We start from the raw sequence: 22,376 nt of genomic DNA, 5'->3' as shown, positions 1-22,376 counted from the left end.
TCGTTTTATTTCGGCTTTATATGATTCCAATAAGAAGGAGCTTATACATTATGAAAAAAATAAGTACTTTATTGCTATCCCTATTCTTAGTCACTGCTGCATTCTCTTCCGTTCAAGCGGCAGAGAAGCCTTCATCCATCAGGCTGAATGGGGAGCAAATCCAGTTCGGAGCCTCAGAACCGATCCTAGAGAATGGGGTGACGCTCGTCCCGATGCGTCCGATTCTGGAGAAGCTGGATATTGAGGTGAATTGGGATGAAGCGACCCAGACCGCCAGAGGCGCCAAAGAAGGCCTATCCTTCTCTCTTCAAATTGGCAGCGCGAATGCCATGGCAAACAACCAAGGCGTCCAACTGGAAGTAGCGCCTAAGCTCATCCGGAATGTCACGTATGTGCCGCTCCGCTTTATCGCTGAAACGGTTGGCTATCAAGTGGGCTGGAATCCGTCGCTGCGTCAGGTGACCCTTACCTCCAAGCAGCAATCCGAAGGAGGCCGCGGGTTTCTGTGGAAGATAGAGAATAAAGGCAATACCGTTTATCTGCTTGGTTCCATCCATGTGGCCGACGAAAGCATGTACCCGCTGCGCCCGGAGATTGAGAATGCGTTCACGGCTGCTGATGATTTAAGCGTAGAGGTCGACTTGTCGACAATAGATCCTGTGGACATACAAAAACAAATTGTGGAACTGGGTATTTACAATGATGGAACCACACTTAAGGATCATATCTCCGTAGAAACGTATACAAAACTAACAGCGTTCTTGAAAACAAAGGGAATGCCGGAACATAGCTTTGATAAATTCAAGCCTTGGCTCGTGAACACACAGCTTAGTAATCTAAATGCTGCAAATGATGGCTTGAAACCGGGAATGGGTATTGATGAGTACTTGATTGAGAAGGCCAATAAAGCCGGTAAGCCTATTATTTCACTGGAAAGTGCGGACTCCAATTACAAGCTGAATAATGGCTTCTCCGATGCTCTGCAGGAAAGGCTGCTGCTTCTAAATCTGGACCCTAATTCTGTCGTTCCCCCTGCTCCGGATGTATCGGCAGAGTATCTGGCTAGAATATGGAAGGAAGGCAATTATGACGCCCTGGCTGAATCCACCCAATCTTCCGGCTGGGATGCCGAATATTATAAAGGCTTGCTGACTAATCGCGACTTAGCCATGGCCGAGAAGATTAAAGCCTATCTGAACAGTGATAAGCAACAAACGCATATGGTCGTCGTTGGATTTTCGCACATGCTGGGCGACTACGGTATCGTTCGAACGCTGGAGAAGGAAGGCTTTAAGGCAGAGAAACAGTAGCACTTCGATCATCAAGTTCGAATCAGCCAAGGAACGGCCGATTTCCGTATTCTCAGCACCCGGAATAGAGCTCTGGTCCGCCGCAGTCATCGTTCTCGGGTTTACTTTAACAGAACCTAAACGGCAAGAGAAAAATTAAGCGGATGTTCATCGATTCGTTTAGGCTCCGTTTCAATGAGGCTGGTAGGATAGGAGTTGAGGATAATACCTCGAGCAACTTGCAAGGGGGTCTTCAAGAAAACTGTCCTTATCCTCTCACTAGAAGGGAGCTTACATGCAGATGAAAAAAATGAGCGCTTTAGTTCTTTCCCTATCGTTGTTGGCTTCGGCTTCTGCGTTCTCTTCTGCTCAAGCAGCTGAGAATCCCTTGTCCATACGGCTCAACGACGATCAAATCCAGTTCGGCCCGACCGAACCGATCCTAGAAAATGGGGTGACACTCGTTCCGATGCGTCCGATCCTGGAAAAGCTGAATGTCCAAGTGAATTGGGATGAAGCGACTCGGACCGTAAGCGGAACCAAAGAGAATCTCTCGTTCACCCTTCAAATTGGCAGCACAAATGCCAGTGCAAACGGCCAAGCCATCAAGCTGGAAGAAGCCCCAAAACTCATCCAGAATGTCACGTATGTGCCGCTCCGCTTTGTCGCTGAAACGGTAGGCTATCAAGTGGGCTGGAACCAATCCCTGCGTCAGGTTTCGCTTACCTCTAAGCAGCAATCTAGTGGAAGCCGCGGCTTTCTGTGGAAGGTAGAGAATAAAGGAAACACGGTATATCTGCTTGGTTCCATCCATCATGTACCTGAAGGCATGTACCCGTTGCGTCCTGAGATTGAGAATGCGTTCCAAGCTGCGGACCACTTGGGCGTAGAGGTCGACGTGTCGACGGTCGCCCCCGAAGAATTACAAAAACAGGTATTGGACTGGGGTGTTTATAAAGACGGAACCAAACTGCAGGATCATATCTCCGTAGAAACGTATCATAAAGTTACAGCAGTCCTGAAAGCAAATGGCATTCCGGAAAACAGCTTCGATATCTTCAAGACGTGGTTCGTCACGCAACAGATCATGAACCTTCAAGTTGCCAAAGAAGGCTACAAACCGGAAAAAGGGATTGACAATTACTTGATTGAGAAGGCCAATGAAGCGAAGAAGCCGGTTGTTTCACTGGAAACCATGGAATCTCAGATGAAAATGAACAACAGCTTCTCCGACGCTCTGCAGGAAAGGCTGCTGCTTCAAAACCTGGATCCGAAATCGGTGACTCCTCCTTCTCCGGATATTGGGATCGATGATCTGAATAAGATGTGGATCGAAGGCGATGAACACGCCTTGACGGAGTTCACCACTAAAGGCTGGGATGCTGAATATTATAAAGGCCTGATAGCTGACCGCAACGTCGAAATGGCCGAGAAGATTAAAGGGTATCTGAATAGTGATAAAAAAGAAACGTATATGGTTGTAGTTGGCATGCTGCACATGCTGGGCGAACAGGGTGTGGTTCCATTACTGGAGAAGGAAGGCTTTAAGGTGGAAGAAGAGTAACACTGAATCTCAAAAAGTGTACCGCTATATAGAGAGAATCATTCGAGGAGGATATATATATGATTATAACCACGACACCAACTATTGAAGGTGCCCCGATTAAGCAGTACTTGGGTATCGCAACTGGCGAAGTCATTATGGGAGTTAACGCTCTCAGGGACTTAAAGGCTTCGATTACCGATCTCGTAGGGGGACGCTCGCGCGCTTATGAAGGCAAGCTTCAGGAGGCGAGAGATAAGGCATTTGCGGAGATGACCCAGAAAGCTTCGGATCTTGGAGCCAATGCCATTGTCGGCATCGATATTGATTATGAGGTCATTCGCGAAGGCATGCTGATGGTTGCCGCCAGCGGAACGGCTGTCATTGTCTAAGGCGTGCAGACTACGGCTACAAGGGCGATTGGCATACGCGTAGAAGTTTAGATATGCGTAAGGCGCCGCAAAGGCAAGAGGCATGTAAACGCCCGGGTTTCCGGGCGTTTTTTTGTTTTTCGCTCTTAAGATAACCTTAAGATTCACGTTAGATTGTGATCAGCTTGGTTTGGTACAATAAGGTAAAAAGCTTGGCTGTTGCGGCAAAAGGGTTAATGCTGCTTAACCCGGCATACTTGAAGGAGGGCTCAAGGATGAGACACAGCATTCTTATTGTGGAGGACGAGCCGGAGATTACGGAGCTGCTGCGTCTGTATCTGGAGAAGGAATATCGGATTTTCGAAGCCCGCAATGCCCAGGAAGCCTTGGACCAGATCAAGACCAAAAAGATCGATTGTGCGATTCTGGATATCATGCTGCCCGGGATGGACGGCTTTCAACTGATCAAGAAAATACGGGAGACTCACCACTTTCCTGTCCTCTTCCTCTCCGCGAGGAACCGCGATCATGACAAAATTCTCGGATTGGGGTTGGGGGCCGACGATTATATAGCCAAGCCCTTCAACCCGCTTGAGATTGCGGCAAGGGTCCAGGCGCTGCTGCGCCGCGTGCATCAATTTGATTCGAAGACCATTCCCAAAGCGAGGCCCGGATCACGATTGGGGAGCTTGACTTAGACCGTGATAGCTGCACGCTATACCGGTCGGGTAAATCCGTATCGCTGACTTCCACCGAATATAAGATTATCGTCATGTTCATGGAAAATCCGGGGCGGGTCTTCACTCGGAAGAAAATGTACGAGCTGATCTGGGGGGACGAGTACGCATATGATGACAATACGATTATGGTGCATATCAGCAATCTGAGGGACAAGATTGAAGGAGATCCAAGGCAACCCGTCTACATCAAAACCATCAGAGGGTTGGGATACAAGCTTGATACGACTGTGGAATCTTAGAAGGAAGCAGCAGCTCCATACTTCGCTGATTTTTGATTTTTTCATCTTTCATCTTCTCTTTGTGCTGCTGCTGCTTCTCTTCATTGTTATTGTCCTCGCTGATTTTACGATATTCAACGATAAGAGCAGGCAGGTGGACAACCAGCTGAAGCTGGAAGCCTGGATGTATACCGATCTGCAGGATAACCGCGCGGATATTCAGCGTCTGACTGATCAGGGAGGGTGGCTGGAACGGCTCGATTCGCAAGGGAATGTCGTCTCCTCCATGGGGGTGAAGCGGGATTCCCAGCTTCATTATACGGATGCGGAGTTGTATGTGCTGCTTGAAAACCGGGCGAATCAGACATACTTTGCTTCGATGACCCCGCTTGAGGACAAGGGAGATATCGGCTACCTCTTGCTCAAAATTCCTCGGGAACGGGTCATGCTGAGCATCAGAGTGAACGATAAAGTGTTCGTGGACCATGTTGCCAAGCGGCTCGGGATTTACTTCCTCCTCTGGCTCGGGACACTGCTGTTCCTGATCTTCCTATACAGCTACTGGATCTCACGCCGGATGAAGAAGCCGCTGCTGGCGTTATCGCAAGGCTTGAAGCGTCTGATGTCTGGCGATTACGGGGCCCGGATATCGATCGAGGCCGAGAAGGAGTTCGGCCAAATCCGCGATACCTTCAACAAGATGGCCGAGGTTATCGAGGAGACGACACTGGAGAAGCAGAAGCTGGAGGAAAGCAAGCAGCGCATGCTTATCGATCTGTCACATGATTTGAATACGCCCATTACGAGTATCCAGGGATATGCACAGGCTTTGTTCGAAGGCCGGGCCGGCGATGAAGCGCAGCAAAAGCGGTATTTGAACTATGTCTACAAAAAATCGAATCAGGTAACCCGGCTGATCCGGAGCATGCTGGAGCTGCTGACGCTGGAGTCGCCGGACTATCATTTCAAGCTGGGACGGCATGAGCTTGGCGAGTATTTACGCGAAGTCGTAGCGGGGGTATATGGAGATATCGAGCAGCGGAATTTCTCGTTGCAGGTTCATATACCCGATGAGGACATCTATGCCGTCTACGATCCCGAGCCGCTGGCACGGGTCATCCTGAATCTGATCTCCAATGCGTTAAAACATAATCCCTCCGGTACGAGACTCCGCATAGAACTAAAGCGTTCGGCAGCACATGCCGTCATCGAAATTGCCGACACAGGGACGGGGATTCCGCCCGAGCTTAGGAAGACGGTGTTCGACCCGTTCGTGACAGGGGACGAATCCCGGTCGGGGGAAGGCAGCACAGGACTCGGCTTGTCCATCGCGCTGAAAATTACCGAGAAGATGGGCGGCACGATCCGTCTAGAGGAGACGGAGCAGGAAGCGACGGTTTTCGTTATCAAGCTTCCGCAGAATCCTTAGAGAATTTTAAGATTGACTTTAGGCTGACATTAGTGTGGACCGGTATACTCTTTTCTGTAAGCACAGCTGCAATCTTTGTCGAATGCAGCTCAATATGCTGAAGAAAGAGAGTGTGTATGATGAAGAAGACGGTTCGTGTACTTCTAGCTTGTTTCTTGTCGCTTAGTTTGACAACCGCTGGTTTTGCCGAAGAAAACATTGTCACGTACACGAAAGCCAGAATGATCGATAATGGAGACTTCTTCCAGGTGCAGGACACACCGATTAAAGTGGATGGTGTTTTATTCATTCCACTGCGCGAAATTTTCGTTCATCTGGGCATAGCCAATGACGACGAGCATATCCAGTGGAATCCGGCGGATACAAGCGTCATATTGACTAAGGGTAAGGATCAAGTGAAGGTCACGGTTGGCAGCAAAAACGCCGTCATCAACGGCCTGCCGGTCGAGCTGGAGGCCGCTCCGCTGCTCCATGGCACACCTGCCAAGACCTATGTGCCGCTGAACCTCTTAAATAACCTGCTATTTGTCACGGAGATGTCGGACAGAGCGGCGGAGTGGGCGGATAAGCTGCAGGTTCTGCAACTGCTCAGTGTTCCTAAGATCACAGGTATCGAAAACTTCGTCGATACGTTTGGCAAGTCTATTCTCGAGCACAACCAGGAAGAGACGGATAAGATCAACCAGACAATCAACGACCGTTTTTTTGGCAAAAACAGTGAATTCCAATTCACCCCGGTGGATGCGAACGGCGTGCCGAGCGAATGGATGTCCAAAGAAGATTCCAACAAAGACAAAGTCGTGCTGTTCCTGCACGGTGGCGGCTATAACCGGGCGACATTGGGCACGTTCCGCGCGATGCCGGTTCCCTTGCTGAAAGTGACGGGCTACAAGGCGCTGCTTGTCGATTATCGCGGGCTGCCAAATAACATTTATCCCGATGGGCTGAACGATGCTGTAACGGCGTATCAGTGGCTGCTGGATCAGGGCTACAAGTCCTCCGACATCGTATTATTCGGAGAGTCTGCCGGAGGAGGATTGGTGCTGGCCACAGCGCTGAAGCTCAAAGAGAAGGGGGAGCCGATGCCAGGGGCGATCATCTCCCTGTCTTCGTTCTCCGATCTGACGATCACGCAGAAGTCTGTGGATCTGGCCAGCGACTTTATGCTGTCCAAGGAATCGATCAAGATGGCGGCCAAGCTCTATGCAGGCAATGAAGATCCCAAGAATCCTCTGGTATCGCCGTTCTATGGAGATTATAGTGGGTTCCCGCCCCTGCTTATTCAAGCCGGAGAGAAGGAAGTATTCCGTGACGATGCCAAGTGGATTGCCGAGAAGGCTGAGAAGGCGGGCGTCGATGTATCTGTGAAAATATTCGAAGGGGTAGGCCATGTGTTTCAGATTCTCGGCGAATTCTCGCCCGAAGGGAAGGCCGCCTATGCGGACATGTCTGAATTCCTGAACAAGCATATGAAGCCATAATGTGATGGATGAAGGGCTAGGGGGATGAGCGGAGGCATGGAGCAGTTGGAACACACGTTGCAGTTGTGGATAAGGAAATATTTTAAGCATCTGCCTAATGCGGCCGTTGCTGTCGGGGTTACCGGGCCGGAAGGCAGGAAGGTATGGACCGTGAATGGGACTGGGATCAGTCAGAGTCCGGGGGAAAACTTCCGCTTCGAGATCGGATCGATAACGAAGGTTTTCGTCGCTTCTCTCCTGGCTGTGCTGGTGGAAGAAGGAAGGCTCAAGCTGACGGACACGGTAGCAGATCACGTGCCCGAAGTAAATAAGCATTCTCCAGCAGCAGGGGTGACGCTGCAGCAGCTTTCCACCCATACCTCCGGTCTGCCCCGGCTCCCGCCTAATCTGAAGGCGACGATGACGGATAAAATGAACCCGTACAGCGATTTCACGGAGCGCGATTTGCTGGAAGCGTTGAACAGTGGGAGAAAGCTCTATGGCAGCTCTTACTCGTATTCCAATTATGGCTTCGGCCTACTGGGTTATATCGTAGCGCGGACAGCGGGGCTGCCATTGGTGGAAGCCATTCGCGAGCGGATTACGGCTCAGCTCGGCATGGCGAAAACAGGCACGGAAGAGAGCTTCCTGCATCCGGTCTACTCCGCTTCGGGCAAGCCTGTCAAGCATTGGGACATGGACGCTTTGGCCGGTGCGGGCGCACTGCGTTCCACGGCTGGTGATTTGCTTCTCTTTCTTGAAGCCAATATGGGCTCCGATCCAGCCGCGGAGCCTTTGACCTCTGCTTTCCGCCTCTGTCATGCGGAGCATCCATCGAGCTTGATAGGTATGAAAATCGGGCTGGGCTGGATGAACCAAACCTTGGAGAACGGCAGGACCATACTCTGGCATAACGGGGCAACCTACGGCTCCCATAGCTTCTTGGCATTCGATCCCGATACACGGACTGGGGTAGCCGTGCTTGTGAATCATGGTGTCTCTCTATGGAGAATGCTGGGGTTCTCCAAGCTTCCGGCCGATCAAATCGGAAGGTCGGTGCTGTTGGATATGGGAACCGAGGCTTTAAGCTAGTCGAGAAGCCACATCTACGGATGTGGTTTTTTCGCGTCATATGGACCGAAGAGCTAAAAAGCCCCAAGGACGTAGGTACAAGGCACGATGGAAGGGGCTGGAAGGATCATATAAAATAGATCTATATGTATAGGAAGGGAGAATGAACGAAGTTTGAAAGAGTCAAATCTCAAGAAATTAGAAACCTTAGCTGAGGAGCATGGGTTCACGCATGCGCTGCCGTATCTAATAGCGAACACCCGGCAAGCTATCTCTTGTGTGAAAGCAGGACCTGCGGATTACGGGACTCCGAGTGCTTCGAGAGTCGGAGGAGATCCCGACCTGCCGCCCGAGGTCGAGTGGCCTTTGACGACGGACGGTGAACCTATGACTTTTTTGGTGCAGTTGAATCTCCGAGAGCTGGCCGGGCAGGACGAAGCGGCGCTGCTTCCGGCACGGGGCATGCTTTCTTTTTTTGTCGGTATCCCCGAACCGGCCTACGATATCGAGCATCGCGTATTATTCATACATGAGGACCGGCTTGCTGCCGCTGTGCGCCGCATAGCTCCTGAGGTGACTGCGCTGGAAGAGGTCTATAACGGATACGGGCTGGAAGCCATGGCGTCGCTGGAGCCTCCTAATTATGCTTATGTCGATGAAGAGCAGATTGAAGCCGAGAACGTGGGCTATGAAGAATACGAGGATTTATGCTTTGCGCTAGGTCACCGTGAGCATGACGAGGTTGCCCGGCTCTTTGGCTACCCGGCGGGCCAGCATGACGACGCGGAATACGAAGCGGCTCTGATGCTGCTGACCGGCACGACCTACAGCTACCATAAAAATGAGGCGCTTCAGCAGATAACCTCTCATTTCGGAGGGGATGAGGAGAAGGCTAAGCAAGAGATTCAGGACACCCTCGTGCTTCTTGAATTGGATTCGGATGACGATGTCGGCTTCTGCTGGTGGGATGCCGGCATGCTGCAATTTTTTATCCGCAGGGAGGATTTGCTGGCAGGGCGGTTTGACCGTACCTACTGCTCGTTGTATTCCAGCTAAACCGTTTTGCCTGCGGCTGGTCGAACAAAAGAATGGGTGAAGGAGACTATACGGACGATGAGCGATGTGCTTGAGGACGAGAATGAATTCGGGTTTGCAGGGGTCTATGCCGTTGAGTTGAAATACAGGCAGAAGCCCAAGCTGGATCGCGAAGCGCTCTACCGGAAGATGGAGCTGTACACAGGTAAAATCGGACATCCGGAGCAATCGGGAGAGGAAGTCCCGGGACTGGCTGTCTGGGAACCTAACGAAGCTGGTGAAGCAGATCAGGAGAACCTGCTTCATTTTTTTCATCTGAACTATATGCTTAGCTATGCGGAGGGCGAGTTGCCGGCCCAGACGAGTCTGATGCCTATGGACAACCGGCCTGCCAGCGACTACGAGACGGCTATCCAGCAATCTTGGCATTGGCAGGAAGCGGCTCAAACCGTTAGCGAGTGCAGCCATTCGCTGCTTCTGGTCGATATGATGGCATCGGGACTGGAGCCGCAAGCCCGATTAAGGCTATTCTCCGGTGCGCTCCGGGCAGTACTGGAGTCCGCGCCTTGCAATGCGATTTATTTCCGGGAGAGCGACAAGCTAGTCGAGCCTGGGACTTATCTGGCTGAGGTGGAAGAGGGCGCCCTGCTGTTCGGAGCGATGAATATCCGTTTCTACAATGTGGAAGGGACGGGAAGCGGCCGGCCGGAAGGGTTGATGGACTCCCTGGGACTTGCTGCGCTGGGTATTCCTGATGTTCAGTGTCACTTCTATGATCTGGAGCCTTCGGAGGTGGCTGGACAATTAACGGATATTGCTTATTATTTGTTTAACCAGGGAGATGTGATCGCTGATGGGGAAACGGTAGGTTTCTCCGAAGAGATGCGTTGGCGCTGCGAGCATCAACTTGCCCTGGCGGCACCCAGGCGGGTCGTGATTGATATGGATCCGGGCGAGCCTTATTATGCCGGCAGACAGGGCTCCTCTACATAACAGGGGAAGTGCATAAGGGTTTGTATGGCCATAAATGACCGTCCTCACTGTGCAGTGGCGGCCATCGTACAACAAAAAGGTCGAGTTTGGGGTTAAGTATAGGCCCGGACTCGACCTCTTTCTGTTAGGCGAAGGAGAAAGGGCCTGCCCCTTCTGCTGCCTACGCGCTGATCAGCGCTTTGGCCTGCTGCTTGCCTGACGAGAGGAGACTATCGCTGAGTACAGGGTCATTCACCGAACGAGCTAGCACCAGCGTTCCGACCAGCGTACTGAGCACTACGCCGCCCTTGTCCTTGTCGATTCCCGCGGTAAGGGAGATAAACTCGATCATCCTCTCCAGCTCGCGGGTGAAAACCTGACGAACCTCATCCGAGGATCGCGATATCTCGGCGGATAGAGCCGGGAGAATACAGCCCAGCTCTGTGATATCACGGTGTTCCTGGCTCAGATAATAATCAATGACCGCATGAATGCCGGGACCTTGCTGCTCTTGGCCAGCGGCCTCCTGGAGCAGCGCAATCGTATCGTTGATCGCATACCGGCACGCTTCAGCCACCAGTTGTTCTTTATTGTCAAAGTGTGAATAGAAACCGCCATGCGTTAGACCGGCGCCTTTCATAATGTTCGGTACACTGATGTCGCGAATTCCATGTGTACGAAAAGCCTGGGCCGCGCTTTCGATAATCTTGCCTCGAACTTTGAGCTTATGACCTTCGGGATAAGGCATCGCCATCACCTCGTTACATAATCCGTCTTTATCAAAATATTATAGTCATCATAATAAGCAGTGTCAATTTCTGCCCCATGTAAAGGTTTTGTTGTTTTGGACGTTTGTCCTTTTGCCGCGCGGCTTCCGTGAATAGAATCAAGATACAAGCTGCTGACGAGCAGCGAAGCTAGTCTGAGAGCAAGACTTGAATAGTGGAGGTGACTTGACTGAAATCAACGCTTGCTCATCCAGTAGTAAATCATGCTTGATCCTGCCATGATAAGGTTATGAATACGAATCGGGGGTTGCTCGGTGGACAGCGCTGCTCTAACTAACCTTATGAACACCCACAACTGGCTGCGAGACATGCTAGAGGGTATGCCGGCGGACTTGTATAAGCACTGGGAAGTACGACAATATCGCTCCGGCGATACGATATGTGAACAGGAAGGCATTCCCGTCTATTTTTATATTTTGCTGGAAGGCATGTTAAAGGTGGAGCATACCGCCGAGGACGGGAGCAAGTTAATTATTGCTTATCTATCGCCTGGTGAATTGATTAGCGATATTGAGCTGGCTCTGGGGCGGCCTTACGTCTGCAAAACGGTCGCCGTTACCAAGTCCAGCGCGCTTGCGCTGAAAGCAGATATGTACCGCAAGTGGGTTGGGAATGACAATCGGTTTCTGCAATTTCTGACCACCCAGCTTGCAGGGAAATTGTATGCAGGCTCCAAAAAATCAATCGATCAAGTCACCATGTCGCTGCGGCACAAAGTGCTTCGTTATGTATACAACATGCTCGAGTCTTACAATTTCAATGAGCATATCGCGCTGATTGCTCCGATCGCCCGTGAAGAGTTGGCCTCTGAGTGGGGTGTTACGCTCCGCAGTGTCAACCGGGTGTTCAAAGAACTGAAAGACAGGCAGATGATCTATGTCAAAAAAAATCAAATCATCTGTAATGAAACCAGCCGTTATCTGATCGAAAAGGAACTTGCGGACATTGAAAACTTACACTAAGGGAGTGTTCACAGCATGGAGCCGGCTCAAGCAATGAAAACAGGGTTAACCCACAAAGGAATCTCAGCTCGCCATATCGTGGCAACCGTCATCAGCGCGCTTATCTTCGGGGCGACGATTTATTTGTCCCGGTTCGTCCCGATCAAGCTCGGAACGATTCAAGTGCTTTATCCCGCGGCGATTTTCGCTCCATTGTTCGGCATTTGGTTCGGAGTTTGGGGTTCGGCTGGACTGGTGATCGGCAATGTGCTGTCCATGATCGTCGTCGGGATGAACCCGGCCGTCTACCCGCTCGCTCTGCTGGCGCAATTCGTCATGGGATTTGTGCCGGGAATTGCTTATCGCAAGGCTGGCTTCGAGACCGGAAAAGACCGCGTGCGGTTTGTCGCTGCCGTCGTGGTCGGTATGGTCATCGCTACGATCTTGGTGGCGTTGAACCTGGTATGGATTCAGAAACTTCCCGCTAACGTCGTCTGGGGAACGGTATGGCCTTGGATGCAGGTGAGCAATACGTTGACGGCTGCCGTATTCAGTCCGCTGCTCTTTGCCTGGATGTCCGATTATATGAACAAATCCGGTCTCTTCTTCAGAAGGTTTCTCGGTTAATCGTAGGGGGAACGGTTGATGAAATTGTACTATCCGTCTAATTCATTGCTTCACTATATGCACGGTTTTTCGAAAATTCTGACATTTGGACTCATTTTCAGTATGCTGCCCTTATTCATGGACCGGGTATCCAGTCTCTTGATCATGCTGCTGATATGCCTTGCTCTATTGATGTACATTCGTCCCCCTCGTCAGCGGTGGCTGCTCCTTATTCCGGGCCTTGTCCTTGCCGCTTCGATGAGTTTGTCTTACTTCTTTGCCGATATGGGCGGAGAGGTATATGTCCGGGTTGACCTGGGGTACTGGATATTCCAGATTTCATCCGGCAATATCCAATCTGCGTTGATTTTGATACTCAGAATGCTGATTTGGTGCATATTGTTCTTTCTGATCCTGTTTACGACGAGTGATGAAGATGTGGTCATCGGGCTGAAAACATTCGGTCTGCCCGAATTCGTCACGCTATCCGCGGCCTTAACGCTGCGTTACTGGAGTATGATGATTTTCGATGTCAAGACCGTGATGGACGCGCAGTATGTCAGAGGCGTTAATTTTCGTTCCGGCAGTCTCTGGACCCGGTCCAAGCAATTCGCCAGCGTGCTGGTGCCTGTGTTATTCGTATTCCTCAAGCGCTTCCGGACGACCAGCTATGCCCTCACCCTGCGAGGTGTCGGCCGCGCCAACAAACGGACCTATTATTACAGTCCTAAGCTGACCGCGCTGGATAAACGAATGATCGGGCTGGGCGCTATCATACTGGTTGCGTGGTTCATTGTCAGATCTATCTACGAATTATAGCGCAAAGAGGCGGGAGATCCATGATTCATTTTCATGATTATAGCTGCCGGTATGCGGCCAAAAACGTGCTTCTTCGGAAGCTTAATCTTCATATTAAGCCAGGTGAGTTTGTATTTGTCACAGGGCCCAGCGGAGGCGGGAAGTCTACGCTCTGTTTCTCCATCAACGGCCTGATTCCGAATGAGCTGCAGGGCTCTGCCTGCGAAGGGAATGTGGTCGTAGACGGCGTGCAGGTGCACGAAACGTATCCGTTCGATCTGATTTCCGTGGTCGGAACGGTGCTCCAGGACCCCGAATGGCAGCTCGTCCGAGGTACGGTGAAGGAAGAGCTGACGTTTGCTCTGGAAAACATGGGGGTATCCGCAGACGAAATCGACCGGCGTCTGGAGGAAGTGGTGGAGAGGGTCCAGATCAAGCCGCTGCTGCTTCGCTCCACGCTGGAGCTATCGGGGGGTCAGAAGCAGAGGGTGGCGATTGCAGCTTGTCTGATGATGAAGCCGAAGGTGATTGTGCTGGACGAGCCTACCGCGGAGCTGGACCCGATCGGCAAAGCGATGGTGCTGGAAACGATCTGCGAGCTGCACCGCAAGTGGGGGTATACCATCGTATTCGTCGATCATAACCTGGACGTGACGATTCCGTACGCGGATCGGGTCATTGTCGTCGCGGACGGGCAGATCATAGCGGATGTGCCGCCGGCCCAGCTCTATGATGTGCCAGATATAGACACATGGGTCCCTATGCCGCAAGTGATCGAGCTGGCCCGGAGAATGGGAGTAAGGGTCACGAATGAAGAGCAAGGCGAGGGAGATCCGCTTACAGTTACAGAGCTGAGCGCAGCTATGGCTGGCAGAGTGGTGCCTAGAGGTTCGTCTGTCGTACCGTTGCCGACAGCGGGTGCTGTGACGCCTCCCGTCATCGAGCTCAGGCGGGTCATGTTCCGCTACCGGAAGAGCGAGGAAGAGCTGACGATCAAGCCGATGGACCTCAAGATCGGCAAGGGCGAGTTCGTCTCCGTGATCGGCAGTAACGGAGCGGGCAAGTCGACCTTGTGCAAGCTGATTACCGGGCTGCTGAAGCCGCATAGCGGAGCGGTGCTGATTCACGGCAAGCCGTCCGGGCACTATCGGGCCGAGGATAGGGTGCGGCATGTCGGCTTTGTTTTTCAGAACCCCGATTACCAGTTTGTCCGCAAAACCGTGTACGACGAGGTGGCTTACGGGCTTCAGATTCAGAAGCTGGACAAGCACGAGATTGACGCCAAGGTCCGGGAAGTGACCGCCCTCTTGCAAATTGACGCCTACTTACAGGAGCACCCTCATTTCTTGAGCAGAGGGGAACGGAGAAGAGTTGCGATCGCCTCGGTCCTAGTGATGGAGCCGGACGTTCTTATTCTGGACGAGCCGACGACCGGGCTTGACTCGGTCCGCTGCCGCGAATTGATGAAGTATCTGAACGACCTGTGGAAGCAGGGCCGCACCATTATTATGCTGACGCATGATATGAGGGTCGTCGCCGACCATATCCCGAGAACCATTCTGCTGTCGGAAGGACAGATCATCTGGGATGAAACGACACGAGATGTATTTATGAAAAGCGAGGATGTCCTCCAGCGCTATCACATCAGCGCTCCGCCGGTCGTTGAGCTGTCCCGGATGCTAGGCTGGCCGGCTCCCGCTCTCACTTCCGACGAGTTTGTTACACGTGCGTTAAGCACAGACAAGTCTGCCTTCTTGGCTGTATCGGGGGAGCGGTAGATGAGGTCTCCGATTGAAATCATGATGCTGGGTGTCGGGAACGGGTTCGTCAAAACGACTTACCAGAATAATGCACTGCTGAGGACCGACGGGAAGCTCTATCTGATCGACTGCGGCACGACAGCCTGGCATAGCCTTCACGAAATTGGGCTAGGCTTTGAGGATATCGAAGCTATCTTCATCACCCATCTCCATTACGACCATTGCGGCGGTCTGGACGAGGCGGCGCTCTATGGCGCTTATGCGGCCAAGCGCAAGATGAAGCTGATCCTCCCTGCTCCTCTTCGCTCTGTTCTGTGGGACAACTGCTTGTCCGGGACTCTGGAGAATGTGGCTGAGGGTAAACGATCGCTGCAGGATTATTTCGAAGTGCAAGGGGTGGAGGAAGGGGTGAGATTCGCTTTCGGTGCCGACCGGGGAACAAGTAACGGGAGCTCCGCTGCCGATCCTTCCGGGCTAAACGCGTTCTGGATGCAGACGCCGCATGTGCCGTCCAAATTCAGCTGCTCCCTCGTCATCGGCGAGCGCTTCTTCTACAGTGCGGATATGCAGGCCAATCCTGAACTGATGGGGCTGCTGCATGACCAGGGTATCGAGACGTTCTATCATGATGCCTGCTTTGCCGGCAATCCGGTTCATGCCGATGTCTTGCAATTATGCCAGTACCCCGCTGAGATCCGCGAGCGCATCTATCTGATGCACTACGGGGAGAAACCAGCCGCCATCGAGGAGAAAGATCTCGGCGGTATGAAGCTGCTCAGGCAGCATGAGTGGAGAAAATGGGACTAATCTGAAGTATTGAATTCGAATGTAAAGGAGCAATCAGAGTGAACCGTTCATTTCCTTTTGTCCGCGCGGCCCTGCCTATATGGTTCGAACCTGTGCTTGAGAAAGTGGAAGCCAAAATGTCCGATGATGCCACCGGGCATGATTTCCTGCATGTCGTTCGGGTGATGGAACTCGCCGGAGCGTTTGCGAGGCAGCTTGGCGAGGACGCAGACGCCGCGATGGCTGCCGGACTTCTGCATGATTATTACCGCAAGGAAGAGAAACAGACGGGACGCTTGCATTACGGTCCCGAAGCGATGGCAGACTTGGACCGGGAGTTTGGTCATCAGCTGGTGCCTCACTTCCAGGCAGCGACCTGGGAACAGGTGCTGGCAGCCATAGCCCGGCATGAAGAAGATAGATTTGACCGTGTCGAAAAGGAACGCCAGCCCCTGCCTCTGCTGCTGCAAATCTTGCAGGACGCAGACCGGATCGAAGCCATCGGAGCCGTTGGTGTCGCCCGAACGTTTATGTTCGGAGGCGCTCACGGCCTGCAGCTCGCAGACGACCGGGATATCTCCCCGGACACACGATTCGATCCGGGCCTTCGTCCGCAAGGCTCGGTACACCGTCACTTCTACGAGAAGCTGCTGCATGTAAAAGACGGCATGCATACCCTTCCTGGCCGAGAGCTAGCTGAGGAGCGGCACCGCTTTATGCTGATGTTCGTGGAGCGGCTGGAGGCTGAGCTGGAAATGGACAAAGGTAGAACTTCATATGCAAGCGCCCTATAACGTTCGATCAGAAACCTCCAGCTGGGAGGTTTCTTTGTTGTTCAAAACCCTCCTAACAATGCGATGCTTGCTCGGACAGTTGACGTTTCAAAATATGATGACTATAATATATTATGATCATCATATTTTGATCGTGCCTATAAACGATCTGAGAGAGGGAGAAATCGAACAATGAAGCTTAGGATGGGGTTATACGCAGGTCTTGCTGTCGTGCTTATCGCAGGAGGTACGCTTCTTGCCGTCAAGGGAAAAGACGCGGTCAGCCAGGCGGAAAGCAGAAAACAAGGCGTGCTTGAGGCGGAGCAAACCGCTGTTATTTATACGGATAAGCCGGGAACCGTCATTAACGTTAACGCAGCGGTAAGCGATGCTGTAAAAAAAGGAGATATTCTGTTTATAGTCAAGTCTGCTGAAGGCAATGAAGTAAATATCCCTGCGACGGCCGACGGTCAAATTAGCCGAATCGCAGTCAAGCCTGGAGATCAGGTCGGCCAAGGGATGCCGGTGGCCATCGTCCGGAAGAACACCTTCTATACGGACGTTTATGTACAGGAAGGCGACATTCATAAGCTCGAAGTGAATCAACAAGTGAAGGTTCATTTCCCATACCTGGACCATCCTGCTGAGGTCACCGGCGTTGTGACCTCGATTGCAGCGGCCCCTCAATTTGCCAGTCTGCGCATGACGAGGGAGAAAGGCCAGGCGGATTTGAGCATGTTTCAGGTCCGAGTATCCGTAGACTCCGCTGCCGGCCTGCTGCCGGGCATGACTGCAGAGGTGAAGCTTGATGAACTCGCTGATTGAGGAATGGAAGTATGTAGCCGGCAGCAAATTTTTGAAGGGCATCTTTCTCGCTCCGCTGATAGCGGCCGTGTTTTTCGGCCTGATGTTCTCGAAAAACCAAATCAATGAGACGCCTGTCGTTGTCATTGACGAGGACCATAGCGCTTATTCGCGGCAGCTGATCTCTAAGATCGATGCGTCTCCATACATGCACGTCACGAACGTCTTTGCCAGCCGGATGGACCCCGAAACCTTACTGGCCAACGAGCAGGCTGTAGCGGTTATCATGATTCCGGATCAACTGGAGCTGCGTCAGCTGCAGGGGGTGTCTTCGAATATCGGAATTTTGATGGACAATACGATGCCCTCCGCATTAACCGGTATCCGGACGGCTATCCAGGAGATCGTCACAACGGAAAATATGACGCTTTCCACGACCCGTCTCGTTCAAAGGGGGATGGACGCTGAAACGTCCAAAGGGATCGTCTCTCCGCTAGCTCTCCAGCAGCGGATGCTGTTTAACCCGACCACTAGCTACGTCAGCTTTATGGTTCTCGGATTTGTGAATATCATCGCACTGATGATCACGACCAGTGCGGCCGGCTCCGTCGCATCTCGGCTCAGACAAGAAGGGAGGCTGTTTGCGAATGGCACGTCGCCCATGCAGTTCTGGGTTCGAAGCGTGCCGTACGCGGTACTGACTACCCTCTCGCTGTTTCTGAGCTATGGGCTATTGAAGCAGGTGGGGGGCATGCGATTTGAAGCGGAGCCGTATGTGTTTATCCTCCCCTTGCTGATCTATTCGTTCGCCTTGTCGCTCGTGGGGATGCTGCTCGGCTACACGGCGAAGGATTCGTCGAAGGTCAGCGCGCGCACAAGCTTGGTCTTGTACCCATCGTTTCTAGCAACGGGGATTCAGCTAACCCCACTCGCCTTCCCGCTATTTTTCCAGGTGACGGCTTGGGCCTTGCCGATGAACTGGCTCAACCGCCTCATTCGCGGTATGGCCTTCCGGAGCGGAGGACTGACCTCCTACGGTCTGGAGCTGGGGGCGCTGCTCATCATTATTGGCGTTTCTTCCCTGCTGATCGGCTTGCTGATGCTTAAGGAAGCACGACAGGTGGATACCTCCCGGGAGCTCCTTGCTGATGGGCAGAGAGTGCCGGCAAGCAGCTAGCTATAATTGAGTGTCCAGGTCACGGAATCGCCGCGTCCATACCCTACGGGTGCGGCGATTTCGCATGCGCTTTGTCCGTGCATGGCGGGTGGGAGTTTCCCGTAAATTCCGGTCTTCCGGCTCTTCGGATGAATGCTGCAAGTTGGGGGATGTGAATTAATCAAATTTGGATTATGATGAAGAAAAAGGAGTTTGCCAATGCCGTTCATTCCTGTGGGTTCATCCTCGGTTCTGCTTTTTGCCATCCTTTGCAGCAGCTCTAATGTAGCTGCGGTTACCCTCGCTCCAATTAACCTCATAACGCAGCCTGATGCGGAAAAACCGGCTATGTCCTTGAACCGTACTGAAGTTCTAGCGCTGCTGGAGGCAGCCAGCCGATTGATGGAGCCATATAACTCCAACCGGTCCTATACGCAAAAGGAGTTGTACGATTATTTCGATTCGCATTTTACGAAGAATTACGTAGATCATATTATTTTGAGCAACCTGAAACAGGAGAATGGACGCTGGCAAGTCGCTTTTCCGGAGTCCGAGCTGGGGTATGGGACGTATTATGACACTTCCTTCGATGATCGTACCCGGGTCGAGCAAACCCGTGAGGGAGTTACCGTCATCCACCGGGTAGAGAACGGCCTGTACCCGGCACATGAGGAACAGATCCAGATCATCTTCACAAGCTCCGGTTGGAAAATAAACGGCTTATGGTGGTATTCTGATTGCGGATGACGAAAAGGAGATTGCCGACCTATTCGAACTGCGCTTCATATTCAATCGCCTGCTCTTCCTGGAAGAGGCAAGGCGATTTTTTTGGCAGAACGGGCTAGATGTGCCACTGGGCAGTCCTTCACTGTTTCCAAGGGAGTAGCTATAGTCCAAGCTGCTGATCGGTCAAGCGAAGAAAAGAGACGACTTGTGCGCCTCTTTATGTCATGCTACGCTTCGTTGCCAGTTGCCCCTTGGTAATGATGCCGATGGGGTCTCATGCCATTGACGGTCGTAAAGCCTTCGAAGTAATGGATGTGTCCGCCTCTTGGCATAGCTATGGCCGGCCCGGTGACCCCTTGAATCACATGCTTGTGATCATTGTTGACGGAAGTAACGGTATAATACTGATGAACATGAGGGACCCCAAAGGGGGCCGGTTCAGTAAGGCCGACATACTGATGGACATGCCCATCGTCATAAGAGGTTACCCCGGAGAAAGGGTGGACGTGATAAACCGGGCGACCGTCCCAAGAAGTAATGTACAGCCCATGGGCATGTTGATCCCCTGTGGTATTTGCATGACGAACGAAACCTTTAACGGGAATTTTTTTCATTGCAGCAGCTCCTTTACCATAGAATCTCAGGCTAAATTATGTAAACGAAAACCCATTCGTTCTAGGTATTCGCTTAATTTTTAGGCAGGTACGGCGGAATGGCTGTCCGCATTATAGCGGTACAAGTTTTTCTGCTTGTCTCGATGTGGGCGTTAGATTATCCCGCTTACATGAAGAGGGTCTTGACTCTCCTCCAAGGTCAGCCCTTACACTACAACCAGAAAGGAGCGATAGCCGATGTTGTATACGGTGAAGGAAGTATCTGAGCTTTCCAAGGTCACCGTCAAAGCGTTGCATCATTACCATAAAATCGGCCTGCTGCTGCCTCACGAGATCACCGAGGCGGGATACCGGCTGTATGGGATTCGGGAACTGGAGCGCCTGCAGGAAATTTTGCTGTACCGAGAGCTGGATTTTCCGCTGGAGCAGATCAAGCGCCTGCTGGCCGGGGAAACGGACCGAACCTTCATACTCGCTAGCCAGATGGAGCTGCTGCAACTTCGCAAGCAAAGGCTGGAGAAGATTCTAGAAACCTTAAGAGCATCCGTGGCAAGTGCGGAGAGAGGAGAAACGATGGACGAGAAGACGATGTTCCAGGGATTCGAGAGCGAGGAAGCTTGGAAAGAGGCGTTAAAGGAGCAGCAGGAATATTTGAAGGAAACGTACGAGGTGGAGTGGCCGGATTCGGCAGCATTGGATATTCAGCGAATGAATGACATGGCCGCGGAAGCGACCCGGTTCATGCAAGCAATGGCTGAGGCGCTGCGCGGAGGAGTCAAGCATACGGACGAAAGCGTCTGCGGCTTGCTTCGCAGCCATATCGATTTTCTGAACCGGCAGGGACATGTGCTATCAGCCGCCGATTTTGCCGCGCAAACGAGCTTCTTCCTGAACGATGACTTTCATCTGCGGATGCTCGAAGAGCAGCAGACGGGACTCGCTTATTATTTATCCGCCGCGGCGGATGCATGGGCTCAGGCTTCAGTTTAGGGGAAGCTACAGTCCACCACCTCCTGCTGGTTCGCTGGAAGGGGGTGTTTTTTTCAAGTAAAGGTTTGCACATAAATTCCATCGCCAACCAACCATTCAGCGATTAAAACGTCTTTGTAATCAGACACATGTTGGGATAAGAGCTGCTTCTTTAACCAGGATTCGTCAAATCCCAAATCTTTGACCTCATCCCACAACACTTTTCCATCTCGAATGAGAGTAACAGGAACATAAACCGGCTTTCCCGGAATGTTGAAATCCTCCAATGTTGTTTTCTGATAGCTGGCCTTTTTAAGTATACTGATCGAGCCGTTCGGCTCCAGATAGCAAAAGGCAACTTCTCGAATAGAAAAGGTTTCGCTCTGCCTAAGCAAACTTTGTAACTGATTGAGGTTCATCCGATTCTTTTTCAATTCTTTCCTATCGATTATCCCGTTTTTTATGAGAGCAGCCGGTTTTCCTTCAACTAAACCTCGAAACCATAATGATTTCTGTCCAATGTACTCGACAATAAGCAGCAAAAGCCCCCATACGCACATGGAAAAGATAATATCCACAATCCCGATTTGAGGATCATAAAGTGCATTCCCTAGGATTTCTCCTATAACAATAGCCGTAATAAAGGTGAAAGGTGTTACTTGGGTGATGATTTTCCTTCCTACGATCTAACTATGATGAATAGCAGGAAAAACCCCACAACAAGTTCACAAGCTAAGTTTATAAATTTCACGAAGCTTATTTCCCCCAGATTTGATTCTTCAAGTTAAGTAGTCATACTATCTATTCCCCAAAAATGATGATCAATACAAGAGTTACATAAGTACCGCATGAGGTTGTGGATTTACAAGATGGAGACCAGCCGTGGTCTGGTAAATCCACAATTCTACGCCTCATGATGTTAAAGGGAGTCGAATAACCGGTCATCTCGTTAAATAATGCGCTAGGGATGAAAAAGTTAGCGGATTTTAGCGAAAGAAATCCAGCTAAGCAGGTTGATCCGTGTCTTTTTACCCTTGTCCTTGACCATACCGTAAAACGCCCCCAAAAATTGCTCCCACTTGCCGCCTATCTCTTTGCTTGTTGCCTGATTTTCTTGAACCGTATGTATGCTTTGATTGATGGCTTGCTCCAGATGCGCCAGAGCTTCCTGAAGATGATGGTCAATGGTTTGATTCTGCATCCGTCAAGTCTCCTGTCTCTTCGAATGAAGGGAGTTCCGCAGCGATATCGCGATCTAGCTTCTTTCTCATCCGTTCGAATTGAGCTTCGGCGACAATATCCTCGACCTCATCGCGAGCCACCTGCAGGACGTATTGAATCCGGTCTGTTAGACCGGCAGCGCCGTGCATCCCGGTTTCTGCAAGCGGCTTTAAGGTATTTTTCACGATCGGCCAAAGCGTCGAGGTTGCAAATGCGAGCGCAGCTCCCACGATGAGCTTTTCCGTGTTTCTTTCCAGCATGATAGAGCAACCTCCAAAAAGTTGAATGAAAAAATCTACTCCGCAG

22 protein-coding genes and 2 pseudogenes are annotated in these 22,376 nt (G+C 51.6%); 19 read left to right on the top strand and 5 right to left on the bottom strand.

Annotation, left to right across the window (positions count from 1 at the left end; translation table 11 throughout):
• Positions 1 to 50 precede the first annotated feature (50 nt).
• From WMW72_RS01920 to WMW72_RS01880, 9 genes and pseudogenes are all read left to right on the top strand, one after another.
• Positions 51 to 1,310, top strand: a complete 1,260-nt coding sequence (locus WMW72_RS01920) for a TraB/GumN family protein (RefSeq protein WP_341413712.1) — start codon at positions 51 to 53, stop codon at positions 1,308 to 1,310.
• A gap of 274 nt (positions 1,311 to 1,584) precedes the next feature.
• Positions 1,585 to 2,853 carry a TraB/GumN family protein gene (locus WMW72_RS01915; RefSeq protein ID WP_341413710.1) on the top strand — a complete coding sequence of 423 codons (1,269 nt, stop codon included), beginning with the start codon at positions 1,585 to 1,587 and terminating at the stop codon, positions 2,851 to 2,853.
• Between the two features lie 59 nt (positions 2,854 to 2,912).
• Complete coding sequence (locus WMW72_RS01910; RefSeq protein ID WP_341413709.1) at positions 2,913 to 3,224, top strand: YbjQ family protein; 312 nt, start codon at positions 2,913 to 2,915, stop codon at positions 3,222 to 3,224.
• Positions 3,225 to 3,478: 254 nt separating this feature from the next.
• Positions 3,479 to 4,182 (top strand): annotated as a pseudogene (locus WMW72_RS01905) (response regulator transcription factor).
• Complete coding sequence (locus tag WMW72_RS01900; RefSeq protein ID WP_341413708.1) at positions 4,160 to 5,590, top strand: sensor histidine kinase; 1,431 nt, start codon at positions 4,160 to 4,162, stop codon at positions 5,588 to 5,590. The pseudogene WMW72_RS01905 and the gene WMW72_RS01900 overlap by 23 nt, the downstream one beginning before the upstream one ends.
• Before the next feature lie 116 nt (positions 5,591 to 5,706).
• Positions 5,707 to 7,071 carry an alpha/beta hydrolase fold domain-containing protein gene (locus tag WMW72_RS01895; protein ID WP_341413707.1) on the top strand — a complete coding sequence of 455 codons (1,365 nt, stop codon included), beginning with the start codon at positions 5,707 to 5,709 and terminating at the stop codon, positions 7,069 to 7,071.
• Positions 7,072 to 7,107: 36 nt separating this feature from the next.
• The gene (locus WMW72_RS01890) at positions 7,108 to 8,142 is read left to right on the top strand and encodes a serine hydrolase domain-containing protein (RefSeq protein ID WP_341413706.1); all 1,035 of its coding nucleotides are present in this window, start codon (positions 7,108 to 7,110) and stop codon (positions 8,140 to 8,142) included.
• A gap of 153 nt (positions 8,143 to 8,295) precedes the next feature.
• Positions 8,296 to 9,177, top strand: coding sequence for a YwqG family protein (locus WMW72_RS01885; RefSeq protein ID WP_341413705.1), 882 nt, complete (start codon positions 8,296 to 8,298; stop codon positions 9,175 to 9,177).
• 57 nt (positions 9,178 to 9,234) lie between these two features.
• Positions 9,235 to 10,149 carry a DUF4261 domain-containing protein gene (locus tag WMW72_RS01880; RefSeq protein ID WP_341413704.1) on the top strand — a complete coding sequence of 305 codons (915 nt, stop codon included), beginning with the start codon at positions 9,235 to 9,237 and terminating at the stop codon, positions 10,147 to 10,149.
• Positions 10,150 to 10,309: 160 nt separating this feature from the next.
• Here WMW72_RS01880 and WMW72_RS01875 read toward each other — a convergent pair whose 3' ends face one another.
• Entirely contained in the window at positions 10,310 to 10,876 is a 567-nt protein-coding gene (locus WMW72_RS01875; protein WP_341413703.1) for a TetR/AcrR family transcriptional regulator, read from the bottom strand.
• Positions 10,877 to 11,197: 321 nt separating this feature from the next.
• On the opposite strand from WMW72_RS01875, the gene WMW72_RS01870 reads away from it, so the two are divergent.
• From WMW72_RS01870 to WMW72_RS01830, 9 genes are all read left to right on the top strand, one after another.
• Positions 11,198 to 11,878 carry a Crp/Fnr family transcriptional regulator gene (locus WMW72_RS01870; RefSeq protein WP_341413702.1) on the top strand — a complete coding sequence of 227 codons (681 nt, stop codon included), beginning with the start codon at positions 11,198 to 11,200 and terminating at the stop codon, positions 11,876 to 11,878.
• 15 nt (positions 11,879 to 11,893) lie between these two features.
• Complete coding sequence (locus tag WMW72_RS01865; protein WP_341413701.1) at positions 11,894 to 12,484, top strand: hypothetical protein; 591 nt, start codon at positions 11,894 to 11,896, stop codon at positions 12,482 to 12,484.
• Positions 12,485 to 12,502: 18 nt separating this feature from the next.
• Positions 12,503 to 13,282, top strand: coding sequence for an energy-coupling factor transporter transmembrane component T family protein (locus tag WMW72_RS01860; protein WP_341413700.1), 780 nt, complete (start codon positions 12,503 to 12,505; stop codon positions 13,280 to 13,282).
• 20 nt (positions 13,283 to 13,302) lie between these two features.
• On the top strand, positions 13,303 to 15,039 hold the full coding sequence (locus WMW72_RS01855) for an ABC transporter ATP-binding protein (protein WP_341413699.1): 1,737 nt from the start codon (positions 13,303 to 13,305) through the stop codon (positions 15,037 to 15,039).
• Complete coding sequence (locus WMW72_RS01850; protein ID WP_341413698.1) at positions 15,040 to 15,828, top strand: MBL fold metallo-hydrolase; 789 nt, start codon at positions 15,040 to 15,042, stop codon at positions 15,826 to 15,828.
• Positions 15,829 to 15,866: 38 nt separating this feature from the next.
• Positions 15,867 to 16,601 (top strand): HD domain-containing protein, encoded by a 735-nt coding sequence (locus WMW72_RS01845; RefSeq protein ID WP_341413697.1) that lies wholly within the window; start codon positions 15,867 to 15,869, stop codon positions 16,599 to 16,601.
• Between the two features lie 171 nt (positions 16,602 to 16,772).
• A complete protein-coding gene (locus WMW72_RS01840; RefSeq protein WP_341413696.1) occupies positions 16,773 to 17,405 on the top strand; it encodes a biotin/lipoyl-containing protein in 633 nt (210 codons plus the stop codon).
• Positions 17,389 to 18,561 carry an ABC transporter permease gene (locus tag WMW72_RS01835; protein WP_341413695.1) on the top strand — a complete coding sequence of 391 codons (1,173 nt, stop codon included), beginning with the start codon at positions 17,389 to 17,391 and terminating at the stop codon, positions 18,559 to 18,561. Before WMW72_RS01840 ends, WMW72_RS01835 begins: the two co-directional genes overlap by 17 nt.
• A 327-nt stretch (positions 18,562 to 18,888) precedes the next feature.
• On the top strand, positions 18,889 to 19,287 hold the full coding sequence (locus WMW72_RS01830) for a hypothetical protein (protein ID WP_341413694.1): 399 nt from the start codon (positions 18,889 to 18,891) through the stop codon (positions 19,285 to 19,287).
• A gap of 206 nt (positions 19,288 to 19,493) precedes the next feature.
• Here WMW72_RS01830 and WMW72_RS01825 read toward each other — a convergent pair whose 3' ends face one another.
• Positions 19,494 to 19,880, bottom strand: a complete 387-nt coding sequence (locus WMW72_RS01825; RefSeq protein ID WP_341413693.1) for a YmaF family protein — start codon at positions 19,878 to 19,880, stop codon at positions 19,494 to 19,496.
• Between the two features lie 237 nt (positions 19,881 to 20,117).
• Between WMW72_RS01825 and WMW72_RS01820 the strand changes: the two genes are divergently transcribed.
• Positions 20,118 to 20,870 carry a MerR family transcriptional regulator gene (locus WMW72_RS01820; protein WP_341413692.1) on the top strand — a complete coding sequence of 251 codons (753 nt, stop codon included), beginning with the start codon at positions 20,118 to 20,120 and terminating at the stop codon, positions 20,868 to 20,870.
• A gap of 53 nt (positions 20,871 to 20,923) precedes the next feature.
• Here WMW72_RS01820 and WMW72_RS01815 read toward each other — a convergent pair.
• The 3 genes and pseudogenes from WMW72_RS01815 to WMW72_RS01805 all read right to left on the bottom strand — a co-directional run bounded on the left by WMW72_RS01815 (position 20,924) and on the right by WMW72_RS01805 (position 22,330).
• Positions 20,924 to 21,600: pseudogene (locus tag WMW72_RS01815) on the bottom strand (DUF421 domain-containing protein).
• A 225-nt stretch (positions 21,601 to 21,825) separates the two neighbouring features.
• Positions 21,826 to 22,050: a hypothetical protein gene (locus tag WMW72_RS01810; protein ID WP_341413691.1), complete on the bottom strand. Its 225-nt coding sequence runs from the start codon at positions 22,048 to 22,050 to the stop codon at positions 21,826 to 21,828.
• A complete protein-coding gene (locus WMW72_RS01805; RefSeq protein ID WP_341413690.1) occupies positions 22,031 to 22,330 on the bottom strand; it encodes a DUF5132 domain-containing protein in 300 nt (99 codons plus the stop codon). The genes WMW72_RS01810 and WMW72_RS01805 overlap by 20 nt, the downstream gene beginning before the upstream one ends.
• Between the last annotated feature and the right edge of the window lie 46 nt (positions 22,331 to 22,376).

The sequence above is a fragment of the Paenibacillus filicis genome, assembly GCF_038070315.1.
GTDB lineage: Bacteria > Bacillota > Bacilli > Paenibacillales > NBRC-103111 > Paenibacillus_G > Paenibacillus_G filicis.
The sequence above is the reverse complement of the archived record's forward strand: the minus strand, read 5'-3'. Positions and strand labels throughout refer to the sequence as shown.